The organism is Saccharothrix sp. BKS2 (assembly GCF_047689505.1).
Lineage (GTDB): Bacteria > Actinomycetota > Actinomycetes > Mycobacteriales > Pseudonocardiaceae > Actinosynnema > Actinosynnema lopnurensis.
This window is the reverse complement of the sequence record NZ_JAUQOL010000025.1, coordinates 16,610-36,678: the sequence shown is the minus strand read 5'-3', so window position 1 is coordinate 36,678 and position 20,069 is coordinate 16,610. Positions and strand designations below refer to the sequence as shown.

Genomic DNA, 20,069 nt, shown 5'->3' with positions numbered 1-20,069 from the left:
GGCGTTGACCGCCGAGGCCCTCCCCGCCGAACTTCGCCGTGCGATCGTGCAGCTGGCTCGTACACCGCGCCTGCTGGTCGCCTGCGACTACGACGGGACATTGGCTCCGATCGTGGCCAACCCCGAGGACGCCCGTCCGCTGCCCGAGTCGGTGGGCGCGCTGCGCTCGCTGGCCGGTCTGCACGAGACGACGACCGCGGTGATCTCCGGGCGCGCGCTGCGCGACCTGGCAACACTCTCGCGCCTGCCGTCCGAGGTGCACCTGGTCGGCTCGCACGGCTCCGAGTTCGACGTCGGCTTCGTGCACGCCCTCGACGCCGACGCGCGGGCCCTGCACCGCCGCCTGGAAACCGCCCTGGAGGAGGTCGTCGCCGGCCAGGAGGGCGTCGGTCTGGAGGTGAAGCCCGCCAGCATCGCGGTGCACGTCCGCCGCGCCGACCCGACCGTGGGTGAACGGGTGCTCGACGCCGTGCGCACCGGTCCGGCCACCTGGGACGGCGTGCAGGTCACCGAGGGCAAGGCCGTGATCGAGCTGGCCGTGGTGCAGACCGACAAGGGCCACGCCCTGGACGTGCTGCGGCACCGCGCGTCGGCGACCGCGGCCGTCTTCGTCGGCGACGACGTCACCGACGAGAAGGCGTTCGCCCGGCTGACCGGCCCCGACGTGGGCATCAAGGTCGGCGAGGGCGAGTCGCTGGCCGAGTACTTCGTCTCCGACACGCTGGACGTGGCCACGGTGCTGGCGTTCCTGCTGGAGGAGCGGCGTGCCTGGTTGCACGGCGACCAGGCGGTGCCGATCGAGCGCATGACCATGCTGTCCAACGAGCGGTCGGTGGCGCTGCTGACGCCGGATGCCCGGGTGAACTGGCTGTGCCACCCGGAGCCGGACTCGGCGGCGGTGTTCGCCGACCTGCTCGGCGGGCCGTCCGCGGGCCACTTCTCGATCAAGCCGGAGCACGGCTCGCTGCCCCTGGGCCAGCGGTACGTGCCGGGCACGATGATCGTGGAGACCCGCTGGTCGCGCCTGCTGGTGACCGACTACCTCGACCACGGGGTGCCCGCGCACCGCACCGACCTGGTGCGGCGCATCTCGGGCTCGACCAACGCGGTGATCACCTTCGCGCCGCGGCCGGAGTTCGGGCAGGTGCCGGTGCGGCTGCTGCGCGAGCGCGAGGGCCTGCGCGTGGTGGGCACCTCGGAGCCGATGGTGCTGCGCTCCCCCGGTGTGGACTGGGAGATCAGCAGCGACGGCCTCCAGGAGACCGCCACCGCGGTCGTGCGTCCCCGCGAGGGCGCGCCGATCCTGCTGGAGCTGCGCTGCGGCACCGACGACCTGTCCGAGGCCACCCTGGGCGAGCCGGAGCGGCGCGCCCGCGCCGGCGCGCACTGGTCGGACTGGGCGGCGACGCTCAAGCTGCCCACCGTCGAGTCGGACCTGGTGCTGCGCTCGGCCCTGACCCTCAAGGGCCTGGTCCACCACGACACCGGCGCGATCATGGCCGCCGCCACCACCTCGCTGCCCGAGGAGCTCGGCGGCATCCGCAACTGGGACTACCGGTACTGCTGGCTGCGCGATGCCGCCCTGACCGCCCAGGCGCTGGTGTCGGTCGGGTCGCTGGGCGAGGCCGAGGCGTACCTCCAGTGGCTGCACGGGGTCCTGGAGACCCTGCCCGGCCCGGAGCGCCTGCACCCGCTCTACACGCTCCAGGGGACCATGCTGGGTGCCGAGGCGGTCATCGACACGCTGCCCGGGTACGCCGGGTCGCGGCCGGTGCGCGTGGGCAACCTGGCCAACCAGCAGGTGCAGCTCGACGTGTTCGGGCCCGTGGTCGACCTGGTCATGCAGCTGGCCGCCGCGCGCGGCTCGCTGACCGACCAGGACTGGCGCATGGTGCAGGCCATGGCCGAGGCGGTCGCCCGCCGGTGGCACGAGCCCGACCACGGCATCTGGGAGGAGCGGCACGCGCCGCGCCACCACGTCTACTCGAAGGTCATGTGCTGGGTGACCCTCGACCGGGCGGTGACGCTGGCCGGGCTCTACGACCGCGAGGTCGACCCGTCCTGGCCGGTGCTGCGCGACACCATCGCGGGCGACGTGCTCAAGCACGGGTGGAGCGAGGAGGCCCAGTCCTTCACCACCGCCTACGACGGCGACGACCTGGACGCGGCGTCGCTGCACGTCGGGTTGACCGGCCTGGTCGACCCGGCGGACGACCGCTTCCAGGCCACCGTCACCGCCATCGAGGCCGAGCTGCGCTCGGGGTCGACCGTCTACCGCTACCGGCGCGACGACGGCCTGCCCGGCGACGAGGGCGGCTTCCACCTCTGCGCCGCCTGGATGATCGAGGCGTACCTGCTCACCGGCCGCCGCACCGAGGCCGAGGAGCTGTTCGCCCAGATGGTCGACGCGGCCGGACCCACCGGCCTGCTGCCCGAGGAGTACGACCCCATCGCGGAGCGCTCCCTGGGCAACCACCCCCAGGCGTACAGCCACCTGGGCCTGATCCGCTGCGCCCAGCTGCTGGCGGCGGCGAAGTAGGCAGGTCGTCCACGAACGCGCCCGGTGCCCACCGCACCGGGCGCGTTCGCTATTTCGCGAGCTTGAGCAGCTGGAGGGCCTCGAACAGGTCGTGCGCGACGAGCGCCCGCGTGTCACCCGGCAGCGGCCCGGCGTCCGGCGGCACGAGTGCCTTGGTGTAGCCCAGGCGGGCGGCCTCGGTGAGCCTGCGGCCCACGCCGTTGACGCGGCGCAGCTCGCCCGACAGGCCGACCTCGCCGACCACCACCAGGTCGTGCGGCAGCGGCGTGTCCGTGGCGGCCGAGGCGATCGCCAGCGCCACCGCGAGGTCCACCGCGGGCTCGGTGAGCCGCATCCCGCCGACCGTGGCGGTGAACACGTCCTTGTTGTGCATGGCCATCCGCCCGCGCTTCTCCAGCACGGCCAGGGCCATCGCCACGCGGGCGGAGTCGAGCCCGCTGACCGCCCGCCGGGGTGACGGCAGGTTCGTCGGCGTGACCAGCGCCTGGACCTCGCCCAGCAGCGGGCGCTTGCCCTCCACCACCACGGTGACCGCCGTCCCGGTGACGTCGTGCTCGCGGCGGTTGAGGAACAGGCCGGAGGGGTCGGGCACGCCCACGATGCCGTCGTCGCGCAGCTCGAAGCAGCCCACCTCGTCGGCCGCGCCGAACCGGTTCTTGATGCCGCGGACCAGGCGGAGGCTGGAGTGGCGGTCGCCCTCGAACTGGAGGACCACGTCCACCAGGTGCTCCAGCACGCGGGGACCGGCCACCGAGCCGTCCTTGGTGACGTGACCGACCAGCACGATCGGCAGCGAGCGCTCCTTGGCCACGGCGAGCAGCGTCGCGGTGACCGAGCGGACCTGCGTGACGCCGCCCGGGGTGCCGTCCACCTCGGGCGAGGACATGGTCTGCACCGAGTCCACGATCAGCACCCCGGGGTCGACGGCGTCGATCTGGCCGATGACCGCGCCGAGGTCGCTCTCCGCGGCCAGGTACATGGCGCCGTGGATGTTGCCGGTCCGCTCGGCGCGCAGCCTGACCTGGCCCGCCGACTCCTCGCCGGTGATGTAGAGGGAGGGCGAGCCGGCGCGGGCGGCCCACTGGTAGGCGACCTCCAGCAGCAGGGTCGACTTGCCGACGCCGGGCTCCCCGGCCAGCAGCACGACGGCGCCCGGCACCAGGCCGCCGCCGAGGACGCGGTCCAGCTCGTCGACGCCGGTGCGCTTGGCGCGGGCGGACTCGATGTCGACCTCGCCGATGGGGCGGGCGGGGGCGCTGGGCGCACCGGCCACCACCCGGGCGGCCCGGCTGACGCCGCGCTCCTCGACCGTGCCCCAGGCTTGGCACTCGGGGCAGCGGCCCACCCACTTGGCCACCTCGTGCCCGCACTCGGCGCACCGGTACGTGGGCTTGGCCACCCGTGCTGTTTTCGCCACGGTGTCGGAGGTTAACCGGGACCACCGACAGTTCCGGGGTGGGCTGGCGGGCGGCCGGGCTGGTGGGCGGTGGGCCTGGGTGGGCCGGGGCAGCGGGCTGGCCGTGCCAGGACCGTGGCCGGGCGGGGTGGGGGCCAACCGGCGGCGGCCAGCGAACAGCGGCAGCCAGCGCCAGCGGCCAGCGGCAGCGGCCAGCGGCCAGCGGCCAACAGGCAGCGCCAGCGCCAGCAGCGGCAGCCAGCGGCAGCGGCAGCCAGCGGCAATCAGCGAACAACAACCGGAATGGGTAGCAATGACCCCGCTGGCGGAGTTGTCCACAGGCCACCACTCAACCTGCGAAATTGTCGGTGCCGGCGGGCAAAATAAAAGCAGGGGTCCCCTGGCGGGGACCCCTGCGAAGCGTTCAGCCGTCCGGTGCGGCCTCGACCGGCTCAGTGACCGCCGGAGGACTCGCCGGCCGGGCGCGGCTCGGGCGAGGCGCCGATCGGCAACTCCAGCGTGAGCTCGCCGGCCTTCTCGAACAGGAACGTCACCCGGATCGTCTGCCCCGGCCGCAGCTGCTTCGTCAGGCCCTTCAGCACGATCTTGGCCAGCCCCGGCTCGGTCGGGTCGACCGACGACGGGAGCTTGGTCGGCGTCGTCGGCATGTTGTTCGACTGCGAGGCGCTGTCGGCCTTGGTGGTCGTGGTGGCGCTGCTGCCCGAGGTCGGCGTCGTGGTGCCGGTCACCGAGGACGACCCGGACGGGGACGTGGTGCTCGTCACGGACGGCGAGGACGAACCCGACGGGGTGGACGAACCGGTCCGGCCGGCCGAGGCGGTGGTGCTGGAGTGGCTGCCCGACTGGCCCTCCTCTGCCTCCACCAGGATCGACGAGGTGCCCTCCAGCAGCGTGTCGCCGGTGATCTCGGCGGGCTCGGAGGAATCGCTGGTCACGGCCAGCAGCTTGTCGGCCTCACCGCTGTTGTTGGCGATCAGCAGGGAGATCGGCGCGTCATCGCCCTCCTCGTAGAGGCCGTGCTCGACCGGGAACAGCAGCTGCGCGTCGCGGACCGAGACGAGACCCACGTCACCGCTCGCGCCGTTCACCGCCGCGACCTGCGTGTCGGTCTGCGTGATCTGACCTGCGCTGCAACCTGCGGCGACCAGGCCGAGGCCCGCCGCCAGCGCGGCCACGACGGCCAGACGACGAGGCGCTGGGGACTTCTGGTGTGCGCGACCCACGGCTGCTCGGATCCTTCCCGGTCTGCTGACGAGGCGGGTCGCACCCGGTAGAGCCGGTGCTGAGCGGCGCGACCACACAGTCGGGGAGCCTAACGGGACGGCGCGGAGTCGGCGGCACGTGGTGCCCCGCAGGGGTGATCACCCGTCCACTGTGGAGCAAGATCGACCTCGGGCGTTGCATGCGACCGGGTGATTTGTCAACCCTCTGCGTGACCCTGACCAGCGCGAACCGATCTCCGGACGCCGAAGAGGGGATTGCTCGGCGTGTTAGGATGGGGTTAGCGAAAGGGGCAGAGGACACATGGTTTTCAAGGTCGGAGAGACCGTCGTCTACCCGCACCACGGTGCCGCCCTCATCGAAGCAATCGAGACCCGCGTGATCAAGGGCGAGGAGAAGAAGTACCTCGTCCTCAAGGTTGCCCAGGGCGACCTCACGGTCCGCGTCCCCGCCGACAACGCCGAGATCGTGGGCGTGCGCGACGTCGTCGGCCAGGAGGGTCTCGACAAGGTCTTCGAGGTCTTGCGTGCTCCCCACACGGAGGAGCCGACCAACTGGTCCCGGCGGTACAAGGCCAACCTGGAGAAGCTCGCCTCGGGCGATGTGAACAAGGTGGCCGAAGTGGTGCGAGACCTCTGGCGGCGCGAGAAGGATCGCGGTCTGTCCGCTGGTGAGAAGCGGATGCTGGCGAAGGCTCGACAGATACTGGTCAGTGAACTGGCGCTGGCCGAGGGCACCGACGAGGACAAGGCCGAGGTGCTCCTCGACGAGGTCCTCGCCACCGCGTCCTGATCGTTCCAGGGAAGAACTCGGGAAGCCGCGAACATGGGTGTGGTCGCGCTCGTGCCCGCGGCGGGCCGGGGTGAGCGGTTGGGCTTCGGCATGCCCAAGGCGCTGGTCCCGGTCGACGGCGTTCCGCTGCTGGTCCGTGCGGTGCGCGGTCTCCTGGCATCCGGTCGCGTGGGGCACGTGGTGATCGCCGCGCCCCCGTCCGATGTAGACACCGTGAACGCGTGCACCGCCCCGTTGGCCCAGGCCGGCGGGGCGGTGCACGTCGTGGCCGGTGGCGCCGAGCGGTCGGACTCGGTCCGCCTGGCGCTGGAGCACGCGTTGCGTGAGATACCCGACACCTCGATCGTCCTGGTCCACGACGCCGCGCGGGCGTTCACCCCTCCCGAGGTGGTGCGGGCGGTGGTCGACGCGGTCGCCGCGGGTCACCCGGCGGTGATCCCGGTGCTGCCGGTCGCGGACACGGTGAAGCAGGTCGACGCCGACGGCGTGGTGGTCGCCACACCCGATCGGGCGTTGCTGCGGGTGGTGCAGACCCCTCAGGGCTTCGACGCGCGCGTGCTGCTGCGGGCGCACGGGTCTGGCCTGCGCGCGACCGACGACGCGGGCCTGGTGGAGCGGCTCGGCGTGCCGGTCGTCACGGTGCCGGGCCACCAGGACGCGATGAAGGTCACGACGAGGTTCGACCTGGCGGTGGCCGAGGCGCTGCTGGCCCGGTCCGGTGGAGGAGCCCGGTGACGACCCCCGCGATCCCCAGGGTGGGCATCGGCACGGACGTGCACCAGGTCGAGGCGGGCCGCGAGTGCTGGCTGGTCGGGCTGCGCTGGGAGGGCGTGGACGGCTGCGCCGGGCACTCGGACGGCGACGTGGCCGCGCACGCCCTGTGCGACGCGCTGCTGTCGGCCGCCGGGCTGGGCGACCTGGGCGCGGTGTTCGGCACGAGCGACCCGAGGTGGTCCGGGCGGCACGGGGTGGACTTCCTGGCCGAGGTGCGCCGGTTGCTGACCGGGGCCGGCTACCGGGTGGGCAACGCGGCGGTGCAGGTCATCGGCAACGCGCCCAAGGTCGGCAAGCGCCGCGAGGAGGCACAGGAGGTGCTGTCGGCGGCCGTCGGCGGGCCGGTGTCGGTGAGCGGCACGACCACGGACGGCCTGGGGCTGACCGGGCGCGGCGAGGGCATCGCCGCCGTGGCGACCGCCCTGCTGGTGCCGCTGGACGCCTGAAGACGCGGCTTTCGGCCCCTCGACGCGCGGCCGGCGGCCAGTACTGTGATCGACATGGCGGTCACCCTCAGCCCGGTCACGCGCGCCCTCGTCGACGAGCCCAACTTCGCCGTGATGGCGACGACGAACCCGGACGGCAGCCCTCAGTCCTCGGTGGTGTGGGTGACGCGCGACGGCGACGACCTGCTGTTCACCACCCTGCGGGACCGGGCGAAGGCGGTGAACCTGACCCGCGACCCGCGGGCCAGCGTGAGCATCTGGAGCGGCGCCGACCCGCAGGTGTACGCGGAGGTCCGCGGCACGGTGACGATCACCGAGGACGTGGGCCGCCGGCTGGCCAACGACCTGTCGCACAAGTACGACGGCCAGGAGTTCCCGCAGGACCGGCCGGGCAAGGTGCGCGTGGTGCTGCGCCTGACGCCGACGAAGGTCACCGGCAACGCGGTCTAGCGCCGTGGTCCGGCGCCGTGGTCCGACCGGTGAGACTGGTCTCGGTTTTTCCCAAGTGTGGTCCAGACCTCGTAGCGTGATCGGGTGACCATCCGTGCCGTCCTCTTCGACTTCTCGGGCACCCTGTTCCGCCTGGAGCACGACTCGCTCACCGCGCACGACGAGCTGATGCGCGCGCTCACCGCGCCGGTCGGCGTGGCCGAGGGGCTCGACGTCGACGAGGCCGAGTGGGAGCGCCGCGACCTCGATCCGGTGGCGCACCGCGAACTGCACCTCGCGGTGCTCGCGGGGGCCGGCGCGGCGGACCCGGTCGGGTTCTACGAGAACCTGCTCAGCCCGGCGTTCTGGCAGCCCTACCCCGACGCGGCGCAGGCGCTGGGCACCGAGCTGCCCACCGCGGTGGTGAGCAACATCGCGTGGGACATCCGCCCCGTCTTCGCACGTCACGGCGTCGAGCACCGCGTGGACGAGTACGTGCTGTCCTACCAGGAGGGGTTCGCCAAGCCGGACCCGAAGCTGTTCCGGGTCGCCTGCGACCGGCTCGGCGTGCACCCGTCCGAGGCGCTGATGATCGGCGACAGCCCGGAGGCCGACGGCGGCGCGGCGGCGATCGGGTGCGCGGTGGAGATCGTGGAACCGCGGCCGACCTCGGCGCGGCCGGACGCACTGCTGCGGGCGCTGCGCAAGCACACCTGACCAGCCGGTGCAATACCCCCTGGCCAACGCCCGTACCATTCGCGTGTGAGCCTCCACCTCTTCGACACCGCGACCCGGTCGATGCGGGAGTTCGTCCCGCAGGTCAGCGGAACGGCGTCGATCTACGTGTGTGGGGCCACCGTGCAGGGCGTTCCGCACATCGGCCACGTGCGCAGCGGCCTGAACTTCGACGTGCTGCGCCGCTGGTTGGCCCGCGACGGGTCGACCGTGCACCTGGTGCGCAACGTCACCGACATCGACGACAAGATCCTGACCAAGGCCGGGGAGAACGACGCGGCCTGGTGGGACTGGGCGTACCGGCACGAGCGGGCGTTCGAGGCCGCCTACGACGCGCTGGGCTGCCTGCCCCCGACGTACGCGCCGCGCGCCACCGGGCACATGACGCAGATGGTCGAGCTGATGGACCGGCTGATCGAGAAGGGCCACGCGTACGCCGCCGAGGGCGACGTGTACTTCTCGGTGACCTCGTTCCCCGAGTACGGGGCGCTGTCCGGGCAGAAGCTGGACGAGGTGTCGCAGGGCGAGTGGGCGGCGACCTGCAAGCGCGACCCGCGCGACTTCACGCTGTGGAAGGCCGCCAAGCCGGGCGAGCCGTCGTGGCCGACGCCGTGGGGCCCCGGCCGGCCGGGCTGGCACCTGGAGTGCTCGGCGATGGCGACCGCGTACCTGGGCGGCACGTTCGACATCCACGGCGGCGGCATCGACCTGATCTTCCCGCACCACGAGAACGAGCAGGCGCAGTCGCGCGCGGCCGGTGACGGGTTCGCCCGCTACTGGATGCACAACGCGTGGGTGACGCTCAGCGGTGAGAAGATGTCGAAGTCGCTGGGCAACACCGTGACCATCCCGGTGATGCTGGAGCAGGTGCGCGCGCCCGAGCTGCGCTACTACCTCGTCGGCCCGCACTACCGCTCGCACATCGAGTACTCGCCGGAGGCGCTGGACGAGTCGGTCTCGGCGTACCGGCGGATCGAGTCGTTCCTGCGGCGCGTGGTCGAGCGGACCGGGGCCGTGGACGACTCGGGCGAGCTGGCCCCGGCGTTCGTGACGTCGATGGACGACGACGTCAGCACGCCGGGCGCGCTGGCCGCCATCCACCGGCGGGTGCGCGAGGGCAACACGGCGCTGGAGTCGGGCGACGACGCGGGCGCCCGTGCGGCGGCCGGGTCGGTGCGGGCGATGACCGGCGTGCTCGGCCTGGACCCGCTGTCACCCCGGTGGCACGACGCGTCGTCCTCCGCGGACGGTGCGGGCGGCCGGGCGCTGGCCGTGCTGGTTGACCGGCTGCTGGAGGAACGGCAGCAGGCTCGGCGGGAGCGGGACTTCGCGCGCGCGGACGCGTTGCGCGACCACCTGCTGCTGGCCGGGATCGCCGTCGAGGACACCCCCGACGGTCCGAAGTGGACTTTGAAGGACGACTGACCTCGTGGCAGGGAATTCCAAGCGCCGGGGCGCGATGCGCAAGCCCGGTTCCAAGAAGGGCGCGGTCGTCGGGTCCGGCGGCCAGCGCGCCAAGGGTCTCCAGGGCAAGGGCCCGACGCCCAAGGCGGCGGACCGGCCCAACCACCCGGCGCACCGGCGGGCGAACGCCGCGGCCAAGGCCGATCAGCAGCGGTCGCAGCGGCGCCGGGCGGCCGAGGCGGCGCCGGAGATCGTGGCCGGGCGCAACCCGGTGGTCGAGTGCCTGCGGGCGGAGATCCCGGCGACGGCGCTGTACGTGGCGCTGGGCGTCGAGAGCGACGACCGGGTCACCGAGGCGGTGCAGATCGCGGCGTCGCGGGGCATCTCCGTGCTGGAGGTGCAGCGCGGCGAGCTGGACCGGATTACCGGCGGCGCGATGCACCAGGGCCTCGGGCTCCAGGTGCCGCCGTACGAGTACGCCGACCCGCGGGACCTGCTGGAGCTGGCGGCCCAGTCGGGCAACCCGCCGCTGCTGGTGGCGCTGGACGGCGTGACGGACCCGCGCAACCTCGGGGCCGTGGTGCGGTCGGCTGCGGCGTTCGGGGCGCACGGGGTCGTGCTGCCGCAGCGCCGGTCGGCGAGCGTGACGGCGGTGGCGTGGCGGACCAGCGCGGGCACGGCGGCGCGGCTGCCGATCGCGGTGGCCACGAACCTGACGCGCCAGCTCAAGGAGTGGGCCGAGGCGGGTCTGATGGTCGTGGGCCTGGACGCGGACGGCACGGTCGACGTGGACGGGCTCGACCTGGCGACCGGTCCGCTGGTCGTCGTGGTGGGCTCCGAGGGGCGGGGCCTGTCCCGCCTGGTGCGCGAGACGTGCGACCAGACGGTGTCGATCCCGATGGCGCCCGGCGTGGAGTCGCTGAACGCCTCGGTGGCCGCCGGCGTGGTGCTGGCCGAGGTGGCCAGGCGACGCCGCCAGTCCGCCCGCGCCTGACCAGCCCCGACAGTCGCGAACGCTCAACTCACCGGTCCCGAACGTAGAACTCGGGTGTCGCGAACGTACGACACGGTGGTCCTGAACGTACGACTCGCGCGCGTGTCGAACACCCGAGCCGCGCGAGTCGTACGTTCAGGTCGGGTGAGTCGTACGTTCAGGTCGGGTGAGTCGTACGTTCAGGTCGGGTGAGTTGAGCGTTCAGACCTCGCGAGTTGAGCGTTCGGGTCGGGTGGGTTGGGGGTTCTGGTGGGCCTGGGCGGGGGCTCGGGTTGTGATGTGAGTGGTTCCGCTTCGGGGTGGTGGTGCGGCGGTTAGAGTTTGCGGCGATGTCCTTCGCCACGCCCCTGTTCCTGTGGTTCTTCCTGCCGGTCGTGCTCGCGGCCGTCCTCGTCGCACCCAGGAACCGGCGCAACGCCGTGGTCGCCGTGGCGAGCCTGCTGTTCTACGTGTCCGGGGCGGGCGGCACGACGCTGCTGCTGCTCGGGTGCATGGTGGTCAACTACCTGGCCGGGCTGCGGTTGGAGCCGGGCAGCCGCGGTGACCGGCGACTGGTGCTGGTCGGCACGGTCGCGGTGGACCTGGCGGTGCTGCTGGTGTGGAAGTACGCCGGGTTCGCCAGCCGGCAGCTGCACGACATCGCCTCGGTGGTGGGGGCCGACCTGCCGGTGGTGGAGCTGGCCCTGCCGATCGGCATCTCCTTCTACACCTTCCACCACATCTCCTACGTGGTGGACGTCTACCGCGGCGAGCGCCCGGCGCTGCGCGACCCGGTCGCGTTCATCACCTACATCGCGATGTTCCCCCAGCTCGTGGCAGGCCCGATCGTGCGGTTCCGGGAGATCGCCGACCAGCTGCCGCAGCCCCGCACGCACCGCCTGGACGACATCGCCGCCGGTTTCCCCCGGTTCGCGCTGGGCCTGTGCAAGAAGGTGATCATCGCCGATTCGCTGGCGCCGATGGTGGACGCCTGCTTCGCCACCCCGGCCGACCAGATGACCACGGCGGTGGCCTGGCTGGGCGCGATCGGCTACACGCTCCAGCTGTACTTCGACTTCTCCGGCTACTCCGACATGGCGATCGGGCTGGGTCGGATGCTGGGGTTCCGGCTGCCGGAGAACTTCGCGCGCCCGTACTCCTCGGTGACCGTGACGGAGTTCTGGCGGCGGTGGCACATGTCGCTGTCCCGCTGGTTCCGCGACTACGTCTACATCCCGCTGGGCGGCAACCGCGGCGGCGCCCTCCAGACCTACCGGAACCTGTCGATCGTTTTCGTGCTCACCGGTTTCTGGCACGGCGCGAACTGGACGTTCCTGGTTTGGGGCGTGTTCCACGGCGCGCTGCTGGTGGTGGAGCGCCGATTCGGGTGGGAATCCGCCCCCTCGGCGACGGGGGCCCGAATTGCCCGCAGGGCCTTGACCACGGTGCTGGTCGTTATCGGGTGGGTGTTCTTCCGGTCGCCCGACCTCGGTACGGCGTTCACAATCATCGGCCACCTGTTGTTGCCGGATTTCCACGGGCTGACCGAGGCCGTGAGCGCGGCGGCGACCAATCAGCGCATTGTTCTGCTCCTGGTGGCACTGGCGGTCGTCGTTATGCCGAGCGAACCCGTGACCGGTCCCTACCTCGAGTCCTCTCGCGCGAAGATCGCCAAAGCCGCTAGGGTGTCGTTGATGACGGTCGGGGTGGCGTACGCGGCGATCCTGGTCGCGAGCGGAACCTTCAGCCCGTTCCTGTACTACCAGTTCTGAAGATCGACTAGACCTCGGCACGCCGAACAATTGCCCGCGGGCGGCGCCGGACCGACCGGGCGGACGGCGGGAACGTGCTGGACCGGTCGGCCCAGCGCCGGCCGACCCAATGGAGGCGCACCTCGACGCAGGGTAGGCGAACATTGCCCAACTGGGTCACCTACGGTCAACTGTCAAGAATAAGTGCCCGTTTTTTCGCTATTGTAACTACTTTATGTAACTGACCTGCTCCGTTCGGGTACACACTGTGGTAGGACAGAGATTGCAGATCCAACAGCTTCTACCGTGCTGACCGAGGGAATTGTTACTTCGGGTGGGGGTAACGTGACTCACTCATCGGGGCCGACCGACCTGGAGCGCTCGTGACTTCCGGGGGAACCATCCGCGCACTCGTGGGCAACCGCGAGTTCCGCGGCATGTGGATCGGCTCGACGGTGTCCACCGTGGGCGACCAGCTCGCGGCCGTGGCCCTGTCCCTGCTGGTGTTCGAACGGACCCAGTCGGCCGCCTGGACCGCCCTCACCTGGTCGTTGACGCTGTTCCCGCCGCTGATCTCCGGCCCGCTGCTCGGCTGGGTCGCGGACCGGTTCCCCCGCCGCACCGTGATGGTGTGCTGCGCGTGGCTCCAAGCCGTCCTGATGGCGCTCATGGCCGTGCCCGGCGTGCCGCTGTGGCTCATGGTCGTGCTGCTGGTCGTGGTCCTGATGATCGCGACGCCGTTCCTGGCGGCCCAGGAGGCGAGCCTGCCGACCGTGCTGCCGGACAAGCGCTACGACGACGGCGTGGCGCTGTTCGGCACGTCGGTGGACGTGGCGCAGATGGTGGGCCTGGCGGCGGCGGGCTTCCTGGTGATCGGGGCCGGTCCGCAGGTCGCGCTGGGCATCAACGCGGCGACGTTCGTGTGGGTGGCGGTCCTGGTGCAGGTGTCGGTGCGGCACCGGCCGGCCGCGGACCCGCTCGGCTCGCAGCGGGACCCCGAAGGCCCCAGAGGCGCGTTCACTCTCCTGGTCACCGAACCCCGGCTGCGCAGCCTGATGGGCATGCGCCTGCTGGCCGGACTCGCCATGGTCCCCGAGGGACTCGCCGTGCCCCTGGCGGCGAGCCTGGACGCCGTGTGGGCGGTCGGCCTGATCCTCGCCATCGAGCCCGCCGCGAACGTCCTGGGTGTGGCGGTCCTCTTCCGGGTGGTGCGCGATCCGGCGAAACGCGAGCGGCTGATCGGGCCGCTCGCCATACTGTCCCTGGCCCCGCTGGTCATGTTCGCGCTCGACCCGAACCTGACCTGGACCATCGCGCTGCTGGTCATCGCCGGTATGGCCGGTGCGTACCACACGCCCGCGCGAGCGGCGTGGATGCGCATCCTGCCCGACGCCTACCGCGGTAGGGCGTACGGCATCGGCCGGGCCGCGCTGCGGTCCTCGCAGGGCGGCGGCATGGCCTTGGCCGGTGTCGTGGCGCACTCGATCGGGTCCGTGACCGCGACCATCGCGGGAGCGGGTGGCATCGGACTGCTCCTGGCCACCCAGGCGACCGTAGCCTGGCGTCGGGCGCGCAACCGGCACGACCCCGAAGCGGTGGCGATCTGAAACGGAGTCATCACATATCGCGATTGTCAAACATGAAGGGCCCCTCGGCTGCGGCCCGCTAGGCAGCGGGCACGTACGGTGAACACTCGGTCCGGTGACGGGAAGGTGGATCACATGTCGCGGTTGCGCATGGCGAACACCTCCTCGGAACGCGTCCCGGGCACCGGCGTGCGGCTGCGAACGGCGTTCGCCACGTGGCGCCGCGCAGAGGGTAGGGGGTCGTGGTGAAGAACAGTTTGACTGACCGCAAGGCGTCTGGGGCAGTCGGCTGGACCTCGATTCGGAACTGGGACCTGTGGTCGTTGCGACCCGCCGCCCTGGCCTACTTCCTGGTCGTCGAATCGGCCGTAGCCGCTGCCGCCATTTGGCTGCTGACCACGCTCGGCACGATTCAGGACGCCGATTGGCTGCGGTTCGCCGCGGTGATGTTCGCGATCACCGTGCACCTGATGGTCGTGTGGCGGGCGGAGGAATCGCGCCGCGACGAATCGGCCGGCCCGCACATCGACCTCACGTCCGTCTGGACGTTCGCCGCCGCCATCGCGCTGCCCGGCGCGCTGGCCGTGCTGGCGACGATCTGGATGCGCATCCTGATCCAGCCGATCGCGCGGCGGCAGCCCCACCGGTTCATGTTCTCCTCGGCGAGCATCCTCGGCGGCACCATGCTGGCCTGGGCCGTCGTGCACCTGTCCGGCGTGTCCCTGGGCTCGACCGGCCGGGTGGTGCCCGACCTCGGCCTGGTGCTGGTGCTGATGACCGCCGCGGTGGTCAACTGGGGCGCGCAGGGCATGAACATCGCCATCGCGCTGAAGATCGTCACCCCGCACACCCGGATCCAGGAGTTCCTGGGCTCGCGGGCGGACAACATGCTGGAGCTGTCCACGCTCGGCGCGGGCGTCATGCTCGGCATGCTGATGACCACGCACTGGGTGGGCCCGCTGCTGCTGGTGTTCCCGGTGATCCTGGTCAACTCGCTGCTCTACCACGCCGCCGAGCGCCGGGCGCACCTGGAGCGGCTGCTGCGCGAGCAGGAGCAGCTGCACGCCCGGCTCACCGAGGACGCGCACACCGACTACCGGACCGGGCTGCTCAACACCAACGGCCTGGCCGAGTACGCCAACCGGCTCACCGAGCGCTGCCGGCACGACAACAAGCCGGTGACCGTGCTCGCCATCGACCTGGACCACTTCAAGCGGATCAACGACACCTGGGGCCACCCGGCGGGCAACGCCGTGCTGGCCGAGGTCGGCCGGATACTGCGGGAGAAGCTGCGGCCGGGCGACGTGGCCGGGCGCGACGGCGGCGAGGAGTTCGTCGTGGTGCTCGCCGACACCGGTCTCGCGCAGGGCACCGCCATAGCGGAACGGGTGCGCGAGGCGATCGGCGAGATGTCCGTGGTGACCACCGACAAGTACCGCAACACGGTCACCCTGCGGGGCCGGAACCTGCCCTCGATCGGCGGTGACCAGGACGTGGGCGCCATCTCGGCGTCCATCGGCGTGGCCGTGCTGCCCGAGCACGGCGACCACCTCGCGGACGCCCAGCACTGCGCCGACGCCGCGCTCTACACGGCCAAGGAGAACGGCCGCAACCAGGTGCGCGTGGCCGCGGGCGAGGTCCGGCTGCTGCCCGCGCCCCGGCTGGACGAGCCGGTGGGCGAGGCGCAGGCCGAGGTCACCCGCTCGGCCTGAGACGTCACCCGCTCGGCCTGGCCGGAGCCCGGTCCGGGGGTGGGTCGGCGTCGAGGTCTGCGTCGGCACCCCGGTCAGGGTCCGCGTCGAGGTCGGGGTTCGTTCCGGGACACGGCGCGGGGCGCGGTCAGCCGCCCTTCCCCAGGGCCTGCCGCGCGCGTGCCGGCACCTCAGCGTCGGAGTCATGGAACGCTCGTTCCAGCGCGGTCACCACCTCGGGCCTGTCGGCCCACCCGAGGCGTACCCACTTCGCGACGTTTCTAACCTCGAAACCGAATCTTTCAGCAAATCGATACCGCGACCGGTCCGCCGCCCTACTGGGCCCGCACCCGCTTGCGGCCCGCGAGCCGGCACACCAGGTAGATCAGGAACGACACGGTCGTCACGAACACGCTCACGGGTACCCCGGGCGCGAGCGACAGCAGCATCCCGCCCACCGCGGACACCTCGGCGAACACCACCGCCAGCACCGTGGCCCTCACCGGGCTCGCGGTGACCCGGACCGCGGCCGCCGCCGGCGTGATCATCAGCGACAGCACCAGCAGCGCGCCGACGACCTGCACGCTCAACGCCGTGGCCACGCCCACCAGCACCGCGAACACCACGGTCAGCGTGCGCACCGGCACGCCGCGCGCCACCGCCACCGCCGGGTCCACGCTGGCGAAGTGCAGCGGCCGGTAGATGACCGCGAGCACCGCGAGCACCGCCAGCGACGAGCCGATCAGCAGCCACAGGTCCGTCGAGCCGACGCTGACCACCTGACCGGTGAGCAACCCGAACTTGTTGGCCGCCCGGCCGCTGTAGAGGGCCTGGAACAGCACCCCCAGGCCCAGCCCGAACGCCAGGACCGCGCCGATCACCGAGTCGCGGTCGGAGTCGCGCCCGCTGAGCAGCCCCAGCAGCAGCGCGGCGACCACGGAGCCCGCCAGCGCGCCGTACCCGACGCCCACGCCGAGCAGCAGGGCCGCCGCGCCGCCGGTGAACGCCAGCTCGCTCGTGCCGTGCACGGCGAAGGCCATCTTGCGGGTGACCACCAGCGGGCCGATCAGCCCGGCCACCAGGCCCAGCACCGCGCCCGCGACCAGCATGTCGCGCACGAAGTCGTACCCCAGCAGCTCGACGGTCAGCCGCCAGTCGAAGAAGTTCTCCATCAACCCTCATCCACCACGTGGTGCGGCTCGTCCTCGCACACGTGCTGCGCGCCGACCACGTGGATCTGGTCGCGCACGCGGACCACCTCGACGTTCGTGCGGTACAGCTCGGTGAGCACCCGCGAGGTCATCACCTCGGCGGGCGTGCCGACCCGGAACCGGCCCTCCACCAGGTACAGCACCCGGTCCACCAGCGGCAGCACCGGGTTGATCTCGTGGGTCACGAACAGCACGGCCGTGCCAGCGGCCCGCCGGCGCGCGTCGATCAGGTCGCTGACCACGCGCTGGTGGGCGAGGTCGAGCGAGAGCAGCGGCTCGTCGCACAGCAGCACCTCGGGGTCGCCGACCAGCGCCTGGGCCACCCGCAGGCGCTGCTGCTCGCCGCCGGAGAGCAGGCCGACCGGCTCGTCGGCGTACCGGGTGGCGCCCACGGCGGCCAGCGCCGCGTCCACCTTCTCGCGCCGCTCGTGCCGGCCGCGCACGCCCAGGCCCCAGCCGTGGCCGTCCAGGCCGAAGCCGACCAGGTCGCGGGCGCGCAGGGTCAGCGTGGTGTCCACGGCCCGCTGCTGCGGGACGTAGCCGATGCGCCGGTTGCCGCCCGTCACCCGGACGGTGCCGGCGGACAGCGGCTGGAGACCCAGCAGCACCCGGATGAGGCTGGTCTTGCCCGAGCCGTTGGGCCCGAGCACGGCCAGGAACTCCCCGGGCGCCACGTCCAGGTCCAGGCCCTCCCACAGCACGCGGTCGCCGTAGGCCAGCCGCGCGCCGCGCAGCGCCACCGCCGGCGGGTCGGTGGGCCGCGCCGTCTCGCCCCGAGCGGTCATGCGCCGAGCGCACCCACGAGGGCGTCAACCTGCTTGGTCATCCAGTCAAGGTAGCCGGTCGCGCCCTCGGGCAGCGTCTCGGTCACCTCCACCACGGGCACCCCGCCCGAACGGGCCGCCTCGACCACCTGACCGGTGGCGGCGTTCTCCGTCTGCGCGTTGTTGACCAGGGCGGACACCTGCTTGCCGGTCACCAGGTCGAGCACCTCGGCGAGCGCGGCGGCGGGCACGTCGGTCTCCTCCTCCACGGCGTCGCTGAACGACTCGGGGGTGGCGTCCTCCACGCCCGCGGCGTCGAGCAGGTAGTGGGCGACCGGCTCGGTCTGGAGGACCCGCTTGCCCGCGCCCTTGCCGTCGAGCGCCGAGGTCAGCTCGTCGAGCTTCGCGCCGAAGTCCCGGGCGTTGGTCTCGAACTCGGCCTTCCGGTGCGGGGCGATCTCGCCGAGGTCGGCGGCGGCCTGCTCGGCGACCAGGTGGACGGTCTCGAAGTCGTACCAGACGTGCTCGTTGACCGCGTGGTCGTGGCCGTGCCCGTCCTCGGTCGGCTCCGCCGCCCCGGCCTCCTCGTGACCCGGCTCCTCGTGACTCGGCTCTTCGTGACCCGGCTCCTCGTGGCCCGACGCCTTGCCGGAGATCGGGAACGCCTCGATCTTCTTCGCGCCCTCGGTCTCGGGACCGAGCAGGGTGGCGAAGAAGTCGTCGTACCCGCCGCCGTTGAAGATCACCAGCCGGGCGTCGCGCACCGCGGCCACGTCGGCGGGCCTGCTCTCGTAGGAGTGCGGGTCGCCGGACGGGTCGTCGATGATCGAGGTGACCTCGACCGCGTCGCCGCCGACGGCCTCGACCACGCTGCCCCACACGTTCGTGGAGGCGACGACCTTGATCCGACCGCCGTCCTCGGCGGCGGGGGTGTCCTGACCGCCGCCGCAGGCCGTGAGGGCGACGGCGGTCGCGGTGGCCACCGCCCCGATCATCATGTTGCGGACCGTCATCAGCGCACTCCTCGACTGGGCGAACCAGAGGCAATGGAAACCGTTGTCGAGTTCAGTTTAGAACTCCGCGCGACCGCGGACCGCACCGACCGGGTGTCGTCGCACACGCCGGAGGGCCGCCCCCGCGTGAACGGGGACGGCCCTCCGGGGCACCGCGGGTGTCAGTCGGTCAGGCGCAGACCGCTCTCCGGGTGGAACAGGTGGACCTCGCCGGCGTCGCGCACGGCGACCTTCACCGTCTGGCCCAGGGTCGGCGGCGTGCGGCCGTCGACGCGGACCACGAACCGCTCGGGGGTGCCGTTGATGCGGACCGAGCCGTGCAGCAGCGCGTCCGCGCCCAGCTCCTCGACCAGCTCGACGACCATCTCCATGCCGTGCTCGGCGGAGGAGACCAGGCCCAGCGACTCGGGCCGCACGCCGAAGGTGACCTCGGACAGGCCCTCGGCCGCGGCCCTGTCCAGCGCGCGGCGCTCCAGCGGCACCACGACGCCGTCGAGCTTGGCGCCCTCACCGGTCAGCGGCACGGTCTTGAGGTTCATGGCGGGCGAGCCCATGAAGCCCGCGACGAACGCGTTGGCCGGCTTGTCGTACAGGTTGCGCGGGGTGTCGCACTGCTGGAGCAGGCCGTCCTTGAGCACCGCCACGCGGTGACCCATGGTCATGGCCTCGACCTGGTCGTGCGTGACGTAGATCGTGGTGGTGCCCAGCCGCGCCTGGAGGGCGGCGATGTTCGCGCGGGTCTCCACGCGCAGCTTCGCGTCCAGGTTCGACAGCGGCTCGTCCATGAGGAACACGGAGGGCTCGCGCACGATCGCGCGGCCCATCGCGACGCGCTGGCGCTGACCGCCGGACAGGGCCTTCGGCTTCCGGTCCAGGTACTTGCCCAGGTCGAGCATCTTGGCCGCCTCGGCGACCTTCTCCTTGATCTCGGCCTTGTTCACGCCGCGCAGCTTGAGCGCGAAGCCCATGTTCTCCGCGACGGTCATGTGCGGGTAGAGCGCGTAGGACTGGAACACCATGGCGATGTCGCGGCCCTTGGGCGGGACGTTGGTGACGTCCTTGCCCCCGATGTGGATGGCGCCCTCGTCGACGTCCTCCAGACCCGCGAGCATGCGCAGCGCGGTGGACTTGCCCGAGCCGGACGGACCCACCAGGACGAGGAACTCGCCGTCGGCGACATCCAGGGACAACTCGTCGACCGCGCGGACCGGCGGGTTGCCGGGGAAGATCCGCGACGCCTTGACGTAGGCGACCTCTGCCATGTGACGCACCTTTCACTACCAAGCTTTGCCGCAACGTTAGGGATTGCAAGCGCTTACGGGA

The 20,069-nt window shown here is 72.0% G+C and carries 17 protein-coding genes; 11 read left to right on the top strand and 6 right to left on the bottom strand.

Annotation, left to right across the window (positions count from 1 at the left end; all coding sequences use genetic code 11):
* Positions 1–4 precede the first annotated feature (4 nt).
* Positions 5–2,539 (top strand): trehalose-phosphatase, encoded by a 2,535-nt coding sequence (gene otsB, locus Q5530_RS35740; protein ID WP_415367297.1) that lies wholly within the window; start codon positions 5–7, stop codon positions 2,537–2,539.
* A gap of 49 nt (positions 2,540–2,588) precedes the next feature.
* Here otsB and radA read toward each other — a convergent pair whose 3' ends face one another.
* Positions 2,589–3,956, bottom strand: a complete 1,368-nt coding sequence (gene radA, locus Q5530_RS35735) for a DNA repair protein RadA (RefSeq protein WP_415367295.1) — start codon at positions 3,954–3,956, stop codon at positions 2,589–2,591.
* A gap of 431 nt (positions 3,957–4,387) precedes the next feature.
* Entirely contained in the window at positions 4,388–5,131 is a 744-nt protein-coding gene (locus Q5530_RS35730) for a hypothetical protein (protein ID WP_415367294.1), read from the bottom strand.
* A 349-nt stretch (positions 5,132–5,480) separates the two neighbouring features.
* Here Q5530_RS35730 and Q5530_RS35725 point away from each other — a divergent pair, with 349 nt between their 5' ends.
* The 10 genes from Q5530_RS35725 to Q5530_RS35680 all read left to right on the top strand — a co-directional run bounded on the left by Q5530_RS35725 (position 5,481) and on the right by Q5530_RS35680 (position 15,779).
* A complete protein-coding gene (locus Q5530_RS35725; RefSeq protein WP_012782996.1) occupies positions 5,481–5,969 on the top strand; it encodes a CarD family transcriptional regulator in 489 nt (162 codons plus the stop codon).
* 33 nt (positions 5,970–6,002) lie between these two features.
* Positions 6,003–6,704 (top strand): 2-C-methyl-D-erythritol 4-phosphate cytidylyltransferase, encoded by a 702-nt coding sequence (gene ispD, locus Q5530_RS35720; RefSeq protein ID WP_415367291.1) that lies wholly within the window; start codon positions 6,003–6,005, stop codon positions 6,702–6,704.
* Complete coding sequence (gene ispF, locus Q5530_RS35715) at positions 6,701–7,189, top strand: 2-C-methyl-D-erythritol 2,4-cyclodiphosphate synthase (protein ID WP_380641399.1); 489 nt, start codon at positions 6,701–6,703, stop codon at positions 7,187–7,189. The genes ispD and ispF overlap by 4 nt, the downstream gene beginning before the upstream one ends.
* 54 nt (positions 7,190–7,243) lie before the next feature.
* Complete coding sequence (locus Q5530_RS35710) at positions 7,244–7,639, top strand: PPOX class F420-dependent oxidoreductase (RefSeq protein WP_415367288.1); 396 nt, start codon at positions 7,244–7,246, stop codon at positions 7,637–7,639.
* A gap of 84 nt (positions 7,640–7,723) precedes the next feature.
* On the top strand, positions 7,724–8,335 hold the full coding sequence (locus Q5530_RS35705) for an HAD family hydrolase (protein ID WP_415367287.1): 612 nt from the start codon (positions 7,724–7,726) through the stop codon (positions 8,333–8,335).
* A 45-nt stretch (positions 8,336–8,380) separates the two neighbouring features.
* Positions 8,381–9,778 (top strand): cysteine--tRNA ligase, encoded by a 1,398-nt coding sequence (gene cysS, locus Q5530_RS35700; protein ID WP_415367285.1) that lies wholly within the window; start codon positions 8,381–8,383, stop codon positions 9,776–9,778.
* Positions 9,779–9,782: 4 nt separating this feature from the next.
* A complete protein-coding gene (rlmB, locus tag Q5530_RS35695; RefSeq protein WP_415367284.1) occupies positions 9,783–10,751 on the top strand; it encodes a 23S rRNA (guanosine(2251)-2'-O)-methyltransferase RlmB in 969 nt (322 codons plus the stop codon).
* A gap of 329 nt (positions 10,752–11,080) precedes the next feature.
* The gene (locus Q5530_RS35690; protein ID WP_380641389.1) at positions 11,081–12,502 is read left to right on the top strand and encodes an MBOAT family O-acyltransferase; all 1,422 of its coding nucleotides are present in this window, start codon (positions 11,081–11,083) and stop codon (positions 12,500–12,502) included.
* Between the two features lie 362 nt (positions 12,503–12,864).
* On the top strand, positions 12,865–14,088 hold the full coding sequence (locus Q5530_RS35685; RefSeq protein ID WP_415367282.1) for an MFS transporter: 1,224 nt from the start codon (positions 12,865–12,867) through the stop codon (positions 14,086–14,088).
* A gap of 302 nt (positions 14,089–14,390) precedes the next feature.
* The gene (locus Q5530_RS35680) at positions 14,391–15,779 is read left to right on the top strand and encodes a GGDEF domain-containing protein (RefSeq protein ID WP_415367280.1); all 1,389 of its coding nucleotides are present in this window, start codon (positions 14,391–14,393) and stop codon (positions 15,777–15,779) included.
* A 314-nt stretch (positions 15,780–16,093) separates the two neighbouring features.
* Here the strand turns inward: Q5530_RS35680 and Q5530_RS35675 are convergent, their stop codons facing one another.
* The 4 genes from Q5530_RS35675 to Q5530_RS35660 all read right to left on the bottom strand — a co-directional run bounded on the left by Q5530_RS35675 (position 16,094) and on the right by Q5530_RS35660 (position 20,008).
* Positions 16,094–16,930: a metal ABC transporter permease gene (locus Q5530_RS35675; protein WP_380641383.1), complete on the bottom strand. Its 837-nt coding sequence runs from the start codon at positions 16,928–16,930 to the stop codon at positions 16,094–16,096.
* Positions 16,930–17,754, bottom strand: coding sequence for a metal ABC transporter ATP-binding protein (locus tag Q5530_RS35670; RefSeq protein WP_380641381.1), 825 nt, complete (start codon positions 17,752–17,754; stop codon positions 16,930–16,932). Before Q5530_RS35670 ends, Q5530_RS35675 begins: the two co-directional genes overlap by 1 nt.
* Positions 17,751–18,746 carry a metal ABC transporter solute-binding protein, Zn/Mn family gene (locus tag Q5530_RS35665; protein ID WP_415367278.1) on the bottom strand — a complete coding sequence of 332 codons (996 nt, stop codon included), beginning with the start codon at positions 18,744–18,746 and terminating at the stop codon, positions 17,751–17,753. Before Q5530_RS35665 ends, Q5530_RS35670 begins: the two co-directional genes overlap by 4 nt.
* A gap of 161 nt (positions 18,747–18,907) precedes the next feature.
* Positions 18,908–20,008, bottom strand: coding sequence for an ABC transporter ATP-binding protein (locus Q5530_RS35660; protein WP_415367277.1), 1,101 nt, complete (start codon positions 20,006–20,008; stop codon positions 18,908–18,910).
* Between the last annotated feature and the right edge of the window lie 61 nt (positions 20,009–20,069).